The 15,301-nt window shown below is 73.3% G+C and carries 13 protein-coding genes and 1 tRNA gene; 7 read left to right on the top strand and 7 right to left on the bottom strand.

Going from position 1 to position 15,301, the window contains the following annotated elements; translation table 11 throughout:
* The first annotated feature begins 43 nt into the window (after positions 1 to 43).
* The 4 genes from rpmB to AB0G20_RS07890 all read left to right on the top strand — a co-directional run bounded on the left by rpmB (position 44) and on the right by AB0G20_RS07890 (position 1,939).
* Entirely contained in the window at positions 44 to 280 is a 237-nt protein-coding gene (gene rpmB / locus AB0G20_RS07905) for a 50S ribosomal protein L28 (RefSeq protein ID WP_361297436.1), read from the top strand.
* A complete protein-coding gene (rpsN, locus tag AB0G20_RS07900; RefSeq protein WP_062928325.1) occupies positions 280 to 585 on the top strand; it encodes a 30S ribosomal protein S14 in 306 nt (101 codons plus the stop codon). Before rpmB ends, rpsN begins: the two co-directional genes overlap by 1 nt.
* A gap of 123 nt (positions 586 to 708) precedes the next feature.
* Positions 709 to 1,215 (top strand): hypothetical protein, encoded by a 507-nt coding sequence (locus tag AB0G20_RS07895; protein WP_361297433.1) that lies wholly within the window; start codon positions 709 to 711, stop codon positions 1,213 to 1,215.
* A 196-nt stretch (positions 1,216 to 1,411) separates the two neighbouring features.
* Positions 1,412 to 1,939, top strand: coding sequence for a DUF4232 domain-containing protein (locus AB0G20_RS07890; protein WP_361297430.1), 528 nt, complete (start codon positions 1,412 to 1,414; stop codon positions 1,937 to 1,939).
* Positions 1,940 to 1,963: 24 nt separating this feature from the next.
* Here AB0G20_RS07890 and AB0G20_RS07885 read toward each other — a convergent pair whose 3' ends face one another.
* On the bottom strand, positions 1,964 to 3,076 hold the full coding sequence (locus AB0G20_RS07885; protein WP_361297427.1) for a DUF2786 domain-containing protein: 1,113 nt from the start codon (positions 3,074 to 3,076) through the stop codon (positions 1,964 to 1,966).
* Between the two features lie 121 nt (positions 3,077 to 3,197).
* Between AB0G20_RS07885 and AB0G20_RS07880 the strand changes: the two genes are divergently transcribed.
* Positions 3,198 to 3,938, top strand: coding sequence for a Clp protease N-terminal domain-containing protein (locus AB0G20_RS07880; RefSeq protein ID WP_361297424.1), 741 nt, complete (start codon positions 3,198 to 3,200; stop codon positions 3,936 to 3,938).
* A gap of 55 nt (positions 3,939 to 3,993) precedes the next feature.
* The gene (locus AB0G20_RS07875; RefSeq protein WP_361297421.1) at positions 3,994 to 5,697 is read left to right on the top strand and encodes a bifunctional 3'-5' exonuclease/DNA polymerase; all 1,704 of its coding nucleotides are present in this window, start codon (positions 3,994 to 3,996) and stop codon (positions 5,695 to 5,697) included.
* 35 nt (positions 5,698 to 5,732) lie between these two features.
* Here AB0G20_RS07875 and AB0G20_RS07870 read toward each other — a convergent pair whose 3' ends face one another.
* Positions 5,733 to 8,678, bottom strand: a complete 2,946-nt coding sequence (locus AB0G20_RS07870) for a BTAD domain-containing putative transcriptional regulator (protein WP_361297418.1) — start codon at positions 8,676 to 8,678, stop codon at positions 5,733 to 5,735.
* Positions 8,679 to 9,064: 386 nt separating this feature from the next.
* A complete protein-coding gene (locus AB0G20_RS07865) occupies positions 9,065 to 9,958 on the bottom strand; it encodes a glycosyltransferase (RefSeq protein WP_361297415.1) in 894 nt (297 codons plus the stop codon).
* A 206-nt stretch (positions 9,959 to 10,164) separates the two neighbouring features.
* Between AB0G20_RS07865 and AB0G20_RS07860 the strand changes: the two genes are divergently transcribed.
* A complete protein-coding gene (locus tag AB0G20_RS07860; RefSeq protein WP_361297412.1) occupies positions 10,165 to 11,046 on the top strand; it encodes an AraC family transcriptional regulator in 882 nt (293 codons plus the stop codon).
* A gap of 91 nt (positions 11,047 to 11,137) precedes the next feature.
* Here AB0G20_RS07860 and AB0G20_RS07855 read toward each other — a convergent pair whose 3' ends face one another.
* The 4 genes from AB0G20_RS07855 to AB0G20_RS07840 form a co-directional block, all read right to left on the bottom strand.
* Positions 11,138 to 11,965 carry a hypothetical protein gene (locus AB0G20_RS07855; protein WP_361297409.1) on the bottom strand — a complete coding sequence of 276 codons (828 nt, stop codon included), beginning with the start codon at positions 11,963 to 11,965 and terminating at the stop codon, positions 11,138 to 11,140.
* 123 nt (positions 11,966 to 12,088) lie between these two features.
* Positions 12,089 to 12,165: transfer RNA gene (locus AB0G20_RS07850), tRNA-Thr, on the bottom strand.
* Positions 12,166 to 12,272: 107 nt separating this feature from the next.
* Positions 12,273 to 13,895, bottom strand: a complete 1,623-nt coding sequence (locus tag AB0G20_RS07845) for an alpha/beta hydrolase (protein ID WP_361297406.1) — start codon at positions 13,893 to 13,895, stop codon at positions 12,273 to 12,275.
* Between the two features lie 145 nt (positions 13,896 to 14,040).
* Positions 14,041 to 15,246, bottom strand: a complete 1,206-nt coding sequence (locus AB0G20_RS07840) for a DNA polymerase III subunit delta' (RefSeq protein WP_361297403.1) — start codon at positions 15,244 to 15,246, stop codon at positions 14,041 to 14,043.
* Positions 15,247 to 15,301 lie beyond the last annotated feature (55 nt).

Below are 15,301 nucleotides of genomic sequence, written 5' to 3'. Positions count from 1 at the left end.
AATCCATTTCCACCACTCGAGTCGGAGAGGTACGTCACCACCCATGTCCGCGCACTGCATGCTGACCGGCACCCGGCCCGGCTTCGGCAACCGCATCTCGCACTCCCACCGGCGCACGTCGCGCCGGTTCGACCCCAACATCCAGGCCAAGCGCTACTGGCTGCCGAGCGAGGGCCGGTACGTCCGGCTCCGGCTCAGCGCCAGGGGGATCAAGACCATCGACACGATCGGCATCGAGGCGGCCGTCGCCCGGATCCGGGCCCGGGGAGTGAGGATCTGATGGCGAAGAAGAGCAAGATCGCGAAGAACGACAGGCGGCAGGAGGTCGTCGCGCGGTACGCCGCCCGGCGGGCCGAGCTGAAGGAGATCATCCGGCGGCCGTCGTCGACGGAGGCCGAACGGCTCGCCGCACAGGCGGAGCTGCGCAGGCAGCCGCGCGACGCGAGCGCGACGCGCGTGCGCAACCGCGACCAGGTGGACGGCCGGCCGCGCGGCTACTTCCGGGCGTTCGGGCTGTCCCGGGTGAGTCTGCGGGAGCAGGCGCACGCCGGGTATCTGCCCGGGGTGCGCAAGTCGTCCTGGTAAGAGGCATTCACGGGGGGCCTTGACGGGCCCTGGTAGCTTGCTGCGATCGTTCCGGCCAGGAGGCCGGCCGGTGCCGTCCGGGCCGGTCGGCCGGCTACAGCTTGGGGGCTTGCAGTGACTTCGGTGATCTTCTCGCGTCGTTCCGGCGCCGTGCGCGTCGCGGCGGCGGCCGCGGGGCTGGCGGGCGCGCTCGTGCTGACCGCGTGCAGCAGCGACGGCGACTCGGGCGACGGCTCGGCCTCCAGCCCGGCTCCGTCCGCTTCGGAATCCGCCGGCAAGGGCGGCGACACCGGGTCCGGTTCCGGGGAGTCGGCCGGTGGCGAGCTGGCGGGCAGCTGGCTCGCGACGACCAAGGGCAAGGCCGTGGCCCTGGTGATCACCGGCAAGCAGGCCGCGCTGTTCGCCACCGGGGGCAGCGTGTGCAGCGGCACCGCGGGCGAGGAGTCCGGCATGCGGATGATCCGCCTGAAGTGCACGGACGGCTCCAAGGACCGGGCGTCCGGCAAGGTCGACTCCGTGAACGGGAGCAGCCTGAAGGTCACCTGGGAGGGCGGCCTCGGCGCGGAGACCTACACGAAGGCCGAGGGCGGGAAGCTGCCGACGGGGCTGCCGACGGCGGGCCTCGGCTGACACCCGGAATCCCTGCGGACGGGCCGCGGATCGCCTGAGGGCACCGCGGCCCGTCCGGCGTTCGGGGAGTCACCGGGGCCCAGGGGCCCGTCCGGCGTTCGGGGGAATCGCAGGGGGCGCGTGCCCGTACGGAACGCGCGTGCGTGATGATCCAGGGGCCCGATGCCGCTCCCGTTCGACACGCCCAGAGGACCCCATGCGCACCTTCCCCCTCACCATGGCCGCCGCCCTCGCCGCGACGGTCCTGCTGACCGGCTGCAGCGACGACAAGTCCGGTGGCGACGACGTCAAGAACGCGGACCGGCCGAGCGACTCGGCCTGTGCCCTCGGCGACATGAACGTGGAGGTCGGCGCCGCCGCCGCCCCGGCCGCCGGCGACACCGGCACCGTCACTGTGACGCTCACCAACAAGGGCGCGCAGTGCACGCTGAAGGGCTTCCCCGGCGTGGACCTGCTGGCCGACGACAAGACGACCTCCGTCTCCCCGGACGAGGGCGCGAAGGCCCAGTCGCTGACCCTCGTGAAGGGCGGCACCACGTCCTTCACGATCACCTACGTCCGGGGCGAGGCGGGCTCCGCGGAGAGCCTCGACGTGCACAAGGCGTCCTTCACCCTGCCCGGCGACACCAGGACGGCGCACGAACTGACGTGGTCGTACGGCGCGGTCGACTGGACGGATGACCAGAAGCCCTCGGTGAGCGGCTTCGAGACGTCGGGCGACTGACGTCACCGACCGCACGACGGCAGGTCAGCGCAACGGCGGCCGGTGCCGGACCTGGGCCCGGTCCGCCGCCTGCGCTCCCTCCGTCCAGCCCGCCGCGTCGCGCACCCCGCGCAGCCGGGTCGTGGTCGTCTCCGGGAACATCCGGTCCAGCCGCCCGGTGACCGCGACGTCGCGGGAGGCGAGGACCGGGAGCAGGTCGTCGGTCACCTGGGTCTCGGCGGCCGCCGCCAGGCGGGTGCCTATGCGGTGGGCGTAGGCCGCGAGGAACGACTGCCGGAACGTCTTGGTGCGCTTGCGGCCGCCCGCCCGCTGCGCGGCCTCCGCCTTCGTCATCGCGGCCGTGGCCTGCACGAGGAGTGAGGTGTAGAGGAGTTCGACCGCCTCCAGGTCGGTTTCGAAGCCGACCACGGTGGAGAAGCCGAGCGGCTCGTTCCACACCGCGCGGCAGTGGTTGGCGTCGGCGACGGCGTCCAGCAGCACCGCCTTGGCCTGCTCGTACGGCGGCTCGACCCCGATCCGGCAGGCCCCGGGCGCGTCAGGGGAGGGTGCCCGCGCCGCGAGCAGCGCCTCGTCGACACTGTGCCGGGCCATCAGCTCCTGCGCCTTGGCGCTGAGCGCCTCGGCCTCCTCGGGGAACCCGGTGGCCTCCGCCTTGGCGAGCAGGGCGCGGATGCGGGTGAGCATGCGGGACTCGGTCCTGGCGCCCCCGGCCGCCTCCCCCGGCGCCTCGTCGAGGGCCTCCAGGGCCGGCAGCCGCAGCAGCAGGCGGTACAGCTCCAGCACGGCGGTGGCGTGCGAGAAGCGGTCGGTGCGGGGCGGGGCGTCGGCGGGGAGCTCCGCGAGCTGCGCGGTCCAGCGTCGGCCCCGGGGGCCGTCGCCGGGTGCCTGGGAGCGGATCAGCGCGGCCACCAGGAGCACGTGTGCGTCGTCCAGCTCGCGCCGGACGATCCGTACGAGGTCGGCGGGCTGCCAGCCGCGCCGCCAGGACGCCGCCACGAACTCCTGCCCCCGCCGGGCGAGTTCGGCGTCCGCCGCCGGGTCCGAGGCGAGCAGGGACGCGCCGGTGTCGAGGGCCGTCTCGCCGGTCTCGTAGAGGGCCGCTGCGAACGCGCGGTCGACGGTGCTGGACGTACTCACGGGCCGATGGTGCCATGCCGTCGCGGACGGCCCGGAACCCGCGGCCCCGCACGTCTCTCACCCCATCAATGACTGTCAACCCGAGGTTGACAGCCAGAGGGGTGCAACCTACGGTTGACACATGACGAACCCCGACACCACGTCATCCATCCGTCTCGACGACCTCATCGCGGCCATCAAGAAGGTCCACCAGGAGCCGCTCGACCAGCTCCAGGACGCGGTGATCGCCGCCGACCACCTGGGCGACGTGGCCGACCACCTGATCGGCCACTTCGTCGACCAGGCCCGGCGGTCCGGCGCGTCCTGGACCGACATCGGCAAGAGCATGGGCGTCACCCGGCAGGCCGCGCAGAAGCGGTTCGTGCCGAAGGAGTCGGCCGACCTCGACCCGAGCCAGGGCTTCAACCGCTACACGCCCCGCGCCCGCAACACCGTGATGGCCGCGCACAACGCGTCCAAGGCCGCGCACAACGCCGAGGGCGTCCCCGAGCACCTCGTCCTCGGGCTGCTGGCCGAGCCCGAGGGCCTCGCCGCGAAGGCGATCGTCGAGCAGGGCGTCCCGCTCGACACGGTCCGCGCGGCGGCGACGGCGGCACTCCCGCCGGCCGTCGAGGAGGCCCCGGAGCTGGTGCCCTACGGCCAGGCCGCCAAGAAGGTCCTGGAGCTCACCTTCCGCGAGGCCCTGCGCCTCGGCCACAACTACATCGGCACCGAGCACATCCTGCTCGCCCTCCTGGAGCACGAGAACGGCGAGGGCGTCCTCAGCGGCCTCGGCATCGACAAGGAGCGGACCGAGCGGTACGTCGCGGCAGCGCTGGAGAAGATCGTGCAGGCGCAGCAGGACGTGCCGGGCGAGTCCTGACAGCGCCCGGCGCCGACGGGGCCGCGTTGTCAGACCCCCCTGGCACACTCGCAGCATGGCCGACCGGTGGGCGCTCGCTCCGGCCGAGGACGGTGGCGTGGACGTCGCCCCCCTCGGTCCGGACGGGCTGCCCTCCGGCCCGGTGCGGCGGGAAGCGGATCCCGCCGAGGCCGTGCGGAGCCGTCCCGGCGTCACGCGGTGGGTGTGGCGTTCCACCGCCGAGGTCTACCCGCGCCTGCTCGCCACGGGGGTGCGAGTCGAGCGGTGCTACGACATAGAGGCCGCCGAGACCCTCCTCCTCGGCCACGAGGGGCGGTACGGGGAACCACGCTCGGCCGCGGCCGCCCTGGCCCGGCTGCGCGGCGGCCCCGTACCGCCCGATCCGCCGCAGCGGTCCGCCGAACCGGGCTCCCAGTCCTCCCTGTTCGAGCCCCAGGGCGTCCACCTGCCCCTGCCCGACCTCCTCGCGGTCTACGCCGAGCAGCAGCGGCGCCACGAGAGCGCCGAGCACCCCGACCGCATGCGGCTGCTGACGGCAGCCGAGTCGGCGGGCATGCTGGTGGCCGCCGAGATGAACCGCGCGGGGCTGCCCTGGAGCACCGAGGTGCACCGCGCGCTCCTTCACGACCTGCTGGGCGAGCGGTACGCGGGCGGCGGCGAGCCGCGCCGCCTGGCCGAGCTGGCCGACGAGGTCTCCACCGCGTTCGGCCGCCGCGTCCGCCCCGACCTGCCCGCCGACGTGGTCAAGGCCTTCTCCCAGGCCGGCATCAAGGTCACCTCGACCCGCCGCTGGGAGCTCGAGTCGGTCGACCACCCTGCCGTGAAGCCCCTGATCGAGTACAAGAAGCTGTACCGCATCTGGGTCGCCCACGGCTGGTCCTGGCTCCAGGACTGGGTCCGCGAGGGCCGGTTCAGACCCGAGTTCCTCGCGGGCGGGACGGTGACCGGGCGCTGGGTCACCAACGGCGGAGGCGGACTCCAGATCCCCAAGGTGATCCGGCGGGCCGTGGTCGCCGACCCCGGCTGGCGGCTCGTCGTCGCCGACGCCGACCAGATGGAGCCGCGCGTCCTCGCGGCGATCTCCCGCGACCCCGGCCTGATGGAGGTCGCCGGCCGGGAGAGCGACCTGTACCAGTCCGTCTCCGACCGCGCCTTCTCCGGCGACCGCTCCCAGGCCAAACTCGCCGTGCTCGGCGCGGTCTACGGCCAGACCTCCGGCGACGGCCTGAAGAACCTCGCCGCGCTCAGACGCCGTTTCCCCAGGGCGGTGGCGTACGTCGACGACGCGGCCCGGGCCGGTGAGGAGGGCCGGCTCGTGCGGACCTGGCTCGGCCGGACCTGCCCGCCCGCGGCCCGGGGGACGGACGACGCGAGCGAGGAGGCCGGCATCCCGACGGCTGCCGTCGCCCCGGGGGAGGACGGCCAGCCGGACGGCGGGCAGTGGGTGCCCGGCTACGCCTCCACCAACGCCCGCGCCCGCGGCCGCTTCGCCCGCAACTTCGTCGTCCAGGGCAGCGCCGCCGACTGGGCGCTGCTGCTGCTCGCCGCGCTGCGGAAGACCTGCGCGGAGCTGGCGGCCGAGCTGGTCTTCTTCCAGCACGACGAGGTGATCGTGCACTGCCCCGAGGAGGAGACGGAGGCGGTCGTGGCGGCGATCCGCGAGGCGGCGGCCCTGGCCGGACGGCTGACCTTCGGGGAGACGCCGGTGCGGTTCCCGTTCACGACGGCGGTGGTGGAGTGCTACGCCGACGCCAAGTAGTCCGCCAGGGTGGGGTGTTGTGAGGACGGCAGCGGTCAGCCGACGGGCGCGAGCAACGCGCGCAGCTCCGTGACCACCGCCTGCTCGTCCGTCCCCTCCAGTGCCGCGAGAGCCGAGCCCCACTCCTCGCGCGCCTCGCCGATGTGTCCCCGCTCCCGCAGCAGCAGCCCGTGCTGGTGGCGGGCGAGAGCGGCGGTGTAGCGGTCGGCCCGGGCGTCGGCCCGGGCGAGCAGCTCGGCGCACTCGCGGGCGGCCCGCCCGCTGCGGCCCAGCAGACGCAGGGCGCGGACCAGGCCGAGCCGGGTCTGGGACTCGCCGTGCCAGTCGCCGTGCCCGCCCAGGATGCGCAGGCTCTCCTCGAAGTGCGGGAGAGCGGCGGCCGGTTCCCCGAGCCGCAGATGGGCGTACCCGATGTTGCAGTGCGCGGAGTGCCGCACGATCACGGCGCCGATCTCGTCCCCGAGCGCCAGCGACCGCCGGTGCTGCTCGATGGCGGCCCGCGGGTCGGTGTGCTCGAAGAGGTTGCCGAGGTGGCTGTGGGTGACGGCCTCGCCGTACGGGTCGTTCAGCCGCCGTGCGTACTCCAGGCTCCGCGTCAGCGCCTCGCCCGCCTCCCTGTGCCGGCCGAGCCCGTCCAGCAGCAGGCCGCGGTTGTTGAGGCAGCGGCGGATCCAGGACGGGTGGTCCAGCCGCCGCCAGATGACGAGCGCGCGGTCGTTGAGGGCGAGGGCGTCGTTCTGCCGGCCGGTCAGGAAGTGCAGCCCGGCGAGGTCGACCAGCGCGTACGCCTCCGCCGCCGCGTCACCGAGCCGCCTGGCCACCCGGAGGCCGGCCTGCCCGAGCACCTCCATCTCGGCGACGCGTCCCCGGCGATGCGCGTAGGGGAAGATCAGCCGGACGAGCGTGGAGACCAGGCTCGCGCGCTGCCCGGAGGGGTCGTCCGCGTACCGCTGAACCAGGGTGACGACGTTCTCCAGCTCCCCGTCTCCCCAGACGAAGGCCTCTTCGGGGCCGGCGAAGGGGGCGACGCTGTCGACGTGGGCCGGGTGGCCGCTCGGCCGGCTCGCGGTGGGCCGGCGGCGGTCGCTCTGGTCGGGTCCGGGTGCCACGATCGCGGCGAGGACGCGCTCGGCGACAGCGGCGTACCAGTGCAGCGCGGTGTCGACGGCGTCCCGCTCTCCGGCCAGTTCACGGGCGAAGTCACGCACCAGGTCGTGCGGTGCGTAGCGGCCGTACGTCGTCTCCTCCAGCAGGGCCACGTCGAGGAGCCGGTCCAGGGCGGCCTCGGCGCGGGGTTCGCCGGTGCCGGTGAGGTGGGCGAGCAGGCCGGCGCCGTAGGTGGGCAGGTCGAGCGCGCCGATACGGCGCAGGGTGCGGGCCGCGTCCCGGTCGGTCTCGCGCTCGGAGGCGGCGAGCGCGTCGTGCGCGACGGCCAGGGAGCGGCGGACGCTCAGGTCGTCGTACTCCAGGTGGTGCAATCGCCCGTCCTCGGCGGCGAGTTGTCCGGCGAGGGCGTCGGCGGTGAGGGCCCGGCGGGCGGCGAGCCGCGCGGCGACGACCCGCAGGGCCAGCGGGAGCCGGCCGGTGAGCTTGACGAGGAGCCGGGCGGCGTCCGTACCGTCCAGTCCGTCGCGGCCCGAAGCCCTGCGCAGGAGTTCGGCGCTCTCCTCGTCCGACAGCGGGGCGAGCGCGAACCGGACCGCGCCGTCGAGAGCGGTCAGCGGCGAACGGCTGGTGACGATCACCCCGCACCCGGCGCCGCCCGGCAGCAGCGGCCGCACCTGCGCGGCACTCGCGGCGTCGTCCAGCACCAGGAGCGTGCGCGTCGGCGCGAGCAGCGAACGCAGTAACGTGGCTGCGGCGTCCGGCCGTTCGGGGATGCGGCAGGGCTCGGTGCCGAGGTCAAGCAGCAGGGCGGTGAGGGCCTGAGCAGGGGTGAGAGGGGTCATGCCCGGGGTGGCGCCGTGCAGGTCGAGGTGGAGCTGCCCATCGGGGAAACGTTCCGCCAGCTGATGGGCGACATGCAGCGCGAGCGCGCTCTTGCCGACGCCGGCCATGCCGCTGATGACGGCGGCGGGATACGGATCGGGTGCCGTGAGCGTGCGATGCAGGGCGTCGCGTACGGCGGTGCGGCCGATGAAGTGGGTCGGGGGCGGGGGAAGTTGGGCGGGCGAGGGAATCGGCCCGCCCGGTTCACCCTGCTTCCCCGGACGCCCGTCCCCCGCGGCCCCCCGCAGCACCTCCACATGGGCCTCCCGCACCCCCGGCCCCGGCTCGATGCCGAGTTGGCCGACGAGGCGGGTGCGCAGCTCGCGGTGGACGGCCAGGGCCTCGGCCTGACGGCCGGTGCGGTGCAGGGCGAGCATGAGCTGCCGGTGGTACACCTCCCGCAGCGGATACTCGCCGGTCAACGCCGCCAGCTCCGGCACCAGCTCGTGCAGCCGCGGGCCGCCCAGCGCCAACTCGGCTTCGTAGCGCCACTCCAGAAGCAGCAGCCGGGCCTCGCACAGCCGCTGCGTGAACGCGTACCCGCCCACCTCGGGCGGCAGCCCGGCGAGCGGCGCGCCCCGCCACAGGGCGAGCGCTGCCGTGCACGCGCGCACGACCCGTTCCCGGTCCTGGCCGGTGTGCGCGGCACGCGCCTCGGTGACGTGGGCGTCGAAGACGTGGACGTCCAGCTCGCCCTCGTCGACCCGCAGCACGTACCCGGACGGTACGGTGCGCAGCCGTGCGGGATCGTCGAGCAGCCGCCGCAGCCGGGCGATGTGATTGTGCAGCGAGGCCTGGGCGGATACGGGCGGCGCCCCGCCCCACAGCGCGTCCTTGAGCGACTCGACGGAGACCACCCGCCCGGCGTCGAGGAGCAACGCGGCCAGCAGCACCCGGGACTTGGGGCTGGCGATGCCCCGGGCCTCACCCCGGCCGCCGCCCTGGACGTCGTGGAACAGCACCGGCGGCCCCAACAGCCCGAACCGCATCATCGCGCCCTTACCCCCCGTGCCCCGCCCCTTGACGAGTTTCCACCCCTGGGCAGCGGATTTCCGCCACCTCGGCCTCCGGCCGCTCCGCCGGGATCAGCCGTTGCCCAGGCCGTCGTCGACCTCGGTTCGGCGACTTCCGGCCAATCGGCAGACGACTCAACGGCGAACCGTTGGCCACATGTTAGCGATCCGTTGGCAAAGCCTGATGTGATCACTACATCGGATCTGGCCCGGCGGTGCGCGCGTCTGGACGCGCAACTCGGGGGAGTGTCGCCGCCGCGGCCGGGTCCGGGTCCCGGTCGGCGGAGGTGAACGGCCGGGGCCCACACCAACTTTTCAGCGCGTCGGACCGGCTCTTCAGCGCGTCGGACCGGCTCTTCAGCGCATCAGATGACGGGCGGCCGCCCCAGCCGGGTGAGCCGCCACACCGTCCGCCACCGCATCGGCCGCCGCTCCCCCGCCGGCTCCCGTACGCCTTCCACGAATCCGCCGAACCACGCACGCAGCCCGGCCCCCGACCGGTTCCGGGCGAGGGTGAGCAGCACCCACACGCCCAGGTGGACGGGGACGAGCGCGAGCGGCAGCCGGCGGCGGGCCAGCCAGACCCGGTTGCGGGCGTTCACCCGGTAGTAGATGGCGTGCCGTGCGGGCGAGGTCTTCGGATGCCGGAGCAGCAGCTCCGGCGCGTACAGGATCCGCCACCCGGCATCCACCGCGCGCCACGCCAGGTCGGTCTCCTCGTGCGCGAAGAAGAACTCGGCGGGCCAGTCGCCGACCTCGTCGAGCATCGCCATCCGCAGCGCGTGCCCGCCGCCGAGGAAGCCGGTGACGTAACCGCCCCGGTTCGGGTCCGAGTTGCCGATCCGGGGCACGTGCCGCTGCTGCGTCTCGCCGAGCTCGTCGGCAATGCGGAAGCCGACGATGCCGAGCCGCTCGTCGGTGGCGTACAGGTCCCGCACGCGGCGCAGCACATCGGGGTCGACGAGCAGACCGTCGTCGTCCAGGTCCACCACGACGTCGATGTCGCCGAACTCCCGCAACCGCGCCAGGGCCGCGTTGCGTCCGCCGGGGCAGCCGAGGTTCTCGTCGAGCTCGACGGCGGTGACCTCGCCGGGCAGCGACAGCCGCCCGGCGAAGTCCGGCAGCGGGCAGCCGTTGCCGACGATGACGATCCGCTCGGGTGGCACGTCCTGCTTGGCCACGGACTCCAGCAGGGCGTCGACCTCTTCGGGCCGGTTGCCCATCGTCACCACGGCGACGGCGATCCTGGGCGCCCCCATGTCCTCACCTCATCCGGTCGGCAACTGACGGGTTGACGGGCGATGCTAGCCGTTCACGGTGGGGACGCCTCCCATACTCCTGCCGGACGGCGGTTCGCCTACGTCGTTCGACGCAGACGGCACCCGACCGGAACGGGCACAGGATGTCGGGTGCGGCAGAGCACGCGCCGCCTAGCGTGAGGGCACGAAACGGAAGGAGACGGGACGTGCTGGATCAGCTCAACCAGGCGATGGACCGGATCGAACGGAACCTCGACCACACCATCGACGTGGCAGATCTGGCGCGTACGGCATGCACCTCGGAGTACCACCTGCGCCGCATGTTCTCCGCCCTGGCAGGCATGCCCTTGTCGGAGTATGTCCGCCGCCGCCGGCTGACGGTCGCGGGCGCGGAGGTGCTGTCGGGTGACGCGACGCTCCTGGAGATCGCGGTCCGCTACGGATACGGCTCCGGCGAGGCGTTCGCGCGGGCGTTCCGCACGATGCACGGCGTGGGCCCGGGCGAGGCCCGGCGCACCGGCGCCGCGCTCGTCTCCCAGCCCCGGTTGGCCTTCCGCCTCACCGTCGAAGGGAACAGCAGCATGCACTACCGCGTCGTGGACCGCCCGGCCTTCACCGTCACGGGCTTCAAGGCCCGGATCCCCCTGGTGCACTCCGGCCCGAACCAGGCGATCATCGACTTCGTCCGCGGCCTCGACAAGCCCGCCGTGGAACACCTGGAGAAGCTGTCCGACCAGGAGCCGCAGGGCATCGTCGCGGTCTGCGACGACCTGGACCCGAGCCGTGCGGAGGGTACGGAACTCGACTACTACCACGCCGTGATCACCTCGGCCTCGGCCCCCGACTCGGCCCCCGAAGGCACCACCACCCTCCCGGTCCCACCGGGCACCTGGGCGGTCTTCACCACGTCGGGCCCGGCCCCGCAGGCCATCCAGGAGCTGTGGCGCGACGTGTTCACCGAGTGGTTCCCGTCCAACCCGTACCGCACCCGCCCCGGCCCGGAGATCCTCCGCACCCGCATGTCGCCCGACGGCACGGAGGCGGACGCCGCGCTGTGGCTGCCGGTCGAACGGGAAACCACCCGCTGAATCACGCGAGAACCCCAGGCCGGATTCCGTCCGGCCTGGGGCGAGTGCCGACCCTGGGTGCTCAGGGGCGAGCGGCGGTGTGCTGAGGGCGTCAGCGCACGTCGACGTAGTCGGCCGCGCTGGTGGCGACGCCGGTCGTGGAGTTGCCGTAGTACACCCAGCGGAAGGAGCCGTCGACCGAGGCGGTGACCGTGGTCTTCAGCCCCCCGGTGCTGCTGGTGATGGCCTTCTTGACGGTCTTGAAGGCGTCGGCGCCCTTGGCGCGGAACTGGAGGCTGACCGTACGGCCGCTGTAGGCGTCGTACCTCTTCGTACTCCAGTTCGCCCGGGTCAGCTTGCCCGTGACGGTGATCGCCTTGCCCTTGGTGACCGGCTCCGGCGAGGCGTTGACGGTGGCCTTGGCCGCGCGCTTCAGCTGGGCGGTCAGGGACCGTGTCTCGAGCTCCCCGGTCTTGAGGCCGCCGTCGGCCTTCCACAGCCGTAGCGTTACGCCGACCTTCCACGTCGTGGCGTCGCTGTTGGAGTCGACGTGCTCCTGGCTCGGGTGCGGGTCGATGTAGAGGCCGCCCTCGCAGCGAGCATGCTTGGAGTCGGTCTCGTAGCAGGTGTAACTGCCCGGCCCGATGAAGTTCTCTCCCGTGTCGGCCGCCGTCGTGATGCCGCCGCGGTAGAGGAAGGGGTACGCGTCGTAGCGGGAGGGGTCAGCGGTGCTGTACCCGGAAGGCAGAGCGATGTCGAAACTGATGGGCGGCTCCACCTCCTTCGACGTGCCGACGACGATCGGCTTGCCGTTGTTGATGACGATGTTCGACACGGTGATACCTGTGTCCGCCGCCTGAGCCGCCGGCGCGTTCAGCACCGAGAACCCCAGCGCCCCCACGAGCGCGGCCACCGCGACGCTTCGTCTGCCTGTTTTCATTCACACCTCTTCAGGAGGATGCCATCACAAGAGGCGGCAGCCTATCTGACGAGTTCATGCCTGACACACCCGCTCTGCACGACGAAACCCCAGGTCGGAGTTACATCCGGCCTGGGGTTCCAGTGGAGCCGCCTTCGGGATTCGAACCCGAGACCTACGCATTACGAGTGCGTTGCTCTGGCCATCTGAGCTAAGGCGGCGCGCTGTCCGCACTATGGTGCGATCAGCAACGACGGTAAGTCTACACAGTTTCCGAGGGTGCTCCGCACCAGCCCCGGAGGCCTGCCCTCCGGGGCTGGGATCAGGGCTATGAGCAGCGCTTTCCGTCCGTGGGCGGGGTGCCGCGGAGGAGGTAGGCGTTGATCGTCCGGTCGATGCAGGAGCTGCCGCGGCCGTAGGCCGTGTGGCCGTCGCCCTCGTAGGTCAGCAGGCGCGCCGAGGACAGCTGGCCGGCCAGGGCCCGCGCCCAGCGGTAGGGGGTCGCGGGGTCCCGGGTCGTGCCGACCACGACGATGGGGGCCGCGCCCTTCGCCTCGATGCGGTGCGGCTCGCCCGTGGCGTGCACCGGCCAGTACGCGCAGTTCAGGGCGGCCCACGCCAGGCCCCTGCCGAAGACCGGCGAGGCCTTCTCGAACTCGGGCAGCGCCCTGCGCACTTCATCGGGGGTGTCGAAGGCGGCCGGCAGGTCCAGGCAGTTCACCGCCGCGTTGGCGAACATCAGGTTGCTGTAGGTGCCGTCGGCGTCCCGCTCGTAGTAGCCGTCGGACAGGACGAGGAGTCCGGAGCCGTCGTTCTCCTTCATCGCGGTCGTCAGCGCCTCGCGCAGCTGCTCCCAGGCGCCCTCGTCGTACATGGCCGCGATCACACCGGTCGTGGCGAGCGACTCGGTGAGCTTGCGGCCGCCGGCGTCGCCGGTGGGGACGGGCCGCCTGTCCAGCTTCCGGAAGAACGCCTTGAGGTTCTCGCCGACCCGCTCGGGCGGGGTGCCCTTGCCGCCCAGCGGACAGTCCGCTCGCCGTACGCAGTCCTTCGCGAACGACCGGAACGCCGTCTCGAAGCCCGCCGTCTGTTCGAGGTTCAGCCGCCGGGCCGGCAGCGACGGGTCCATCGCGCCGTCCAGCACCAGCCGTCCCGCCCGGTCCGGGAAGAGACCGGCGTACGTCGCCCCGAGGAACGTGCCGTACGAGGCACCGACGAAGTTCAGCTTCTCGTCGCCGAGCACCGCCCGCACGATGTCCATGTCCCGCGCCGCCTCCATGGTGGACACATGGCGCAGCAGCCGGGGCGCGCCCGCGCCGCAGCCCTCGGCGAACGTCCGGTACGCCGTGACCAGCCCGTCCCTCTCCCTGCCGTCGTCGGGCGTGGTGTCCGTCCGCGTGTACGTGTCCATCTCCGGCCCGTCCAGACACTCGACGGGCTCGCTGCGGGCCACGCCACGCGGGTCGACCGCCACCATGTCGTAGCGGGCCCGCACCTCGGCCGGGTAGCCGATGCCCGCGTACGCCTGCACGTAGCCGACCGCCGAGCCGCCCGGCCCGCCCGGGTTGACCAGCAGCGAGCCCAGCCGCTTGCCGGGGCCCGTGGCCTTCTTGCGGGTGAGGGCGAGCCGCACGTCACCGGAGGACGGCTTGGCGTAGTCGAGCGGTGCCTTGACGGTGGCGCACTCGAAGCCGGGGACACCGCAGCCGCGCCAGGCCGGCTTCTGCCCGTAGTACGACGAGAGCGCCGCGGGCGTGGCCTGCGGCAGCGCGACCAGCGCCGCCTCCGCCGCCGCGGACGCCGCGGACGTCGTCGCGCTCCCGGAGGAGCAGGCGGAGACGAGCAGCGCGGCCGTCGCGAGGAGACCGGCGGCGGTCTTGGCCCGGTTGCGTGGCCTGCGGTGGAGACCGCCGGAGCCGGAGGCGGAGCGGGGGGTGCGCCTTGTGTACATCCAGCGAGCGTAACTCTGGGCGACGGAATGGGTGCCCTGCGTGCGTGTCGTGCCACGTACGAGTTACGGCGTCAACCTCACGTGCGGCTCGTGCGGCGCCCGGTGCCCGCCCGGCCTCTTGGCCTCTTGGCTTCCCGGCCCGTGCTCAGCCCGCTCTGAGCGCCATCGTCATGGCCTCCACCGCCAGCAGCGGCGCCACGTTGCGGTCGAGGGCGTCGCGGCAGGCGCCGATCGCCTCGATGCGGCGGAGGGTGGACTCCGGGGAGCTGCCGCGGGCCAGCCGCTCCAGGGCGTCCTCGGCGTCCGCGTTGGCGATGGCCACGCGAGAGCCGAGCTGGAGGGCGAGGACATCGCGGTAGAAGGCCGTGAGGTCGGTCAGGGCGAGGTCGAGGCTGTCACGCTGCGTGCGCGTTCTGCGGCGCTTCTGCTTGTCCTCCAGGTCCTTCATCACGCCCGCGGTGCCCCGGGGCATGCGGCCGCCCTGGGCGGCGCCGAGAGCGGCCTTCAGCTCCTCGGTCTCCTTGGAGTCCGTCTCCTCCGCGAGCTGCTTGGCGTCCTCGGCGGCCGCGTCGACGAGTTCCTGGGCCGCCTTGAGCGCGCCGCCGATGTCCTCGACGCGCAGCGGCAGCCTGAGCACTGCGGCACGGCGTTCGCGCGCGGCCGGGTCGGTGGCCAGGCGGCGCGCCCGGTCGACGTGGCCCTGGGTCGCGCGGGCCGCAGCGGCGGCGACGTCCGGCTCGATGCCCTCGCGGCGGACGAGCATGTCGGCGATGGCGTCGACCCTCGGCGTGCTCAGGTTCAGGTGGCGGCAGCGGGAGCGGATGGTCGGCAGGACGTCCTCGATGGAGGGGGCGCACAGCAGCCAGACCGTGCGGGGGGCGGGCTCCTCCACGGCCTTGAGGACGGCGTTGGCCGACTTCTCGTTCAGCCGCTCGGCGTCCTCGACGAGGATGATCTGCCAGCGGCCGGTCGCCGGCGACGTGAACGACTTGCGGACGGTGTCGCGCATGTCGTCGGCGAGGATCTGGGCGCCGACGGCGGCGACGGTGGTGACGTCGGCGTGCGTGCCGATGAGTGCCGTGTGGCAGCCGTCGCAGAAGCCGCAGCCCGGGGAGCCGCCGAGGGCGCGGTCGGGGCTGACGCACTGCAGCGCCGCCGCGAACGCGCGCGCCGCCTGGTTCCGCCCGGCCCCGGGCGGGCCCGTGAACAGCCACGCGTGCGTCATCTTCGACGCCTCGGGCGGCGGGGTACGGGTGACGGCCGCGGTGACCAGGGCGTCGGCGTCCCGAGCGGCAGCGGCCAGCTGCTCGCTCACCCTCTCCTGCCCGACGAGGTCGTCCCACACGGTCATGGGTCACGCCGCCCTTCCGTCACGTACTGCGTTGCGAGAACCATTGTGGGGGCGG

Source organism: Streptomyces sp. NPDC024017, from assembly GCF_040638895.1.
In the GTDB taxonomy this organism is placed as follows: domain Bacteria; phylum Actinomycetota; class Actinomycetes; order Streptomycetales; family Streptomycetaceae; genus Streptomyces.
The sequence above is the reverse complement of the archived record's forward strand: the minus strand, read 5'-3'. Positions and strand labels throughout refer to the sequence as shown.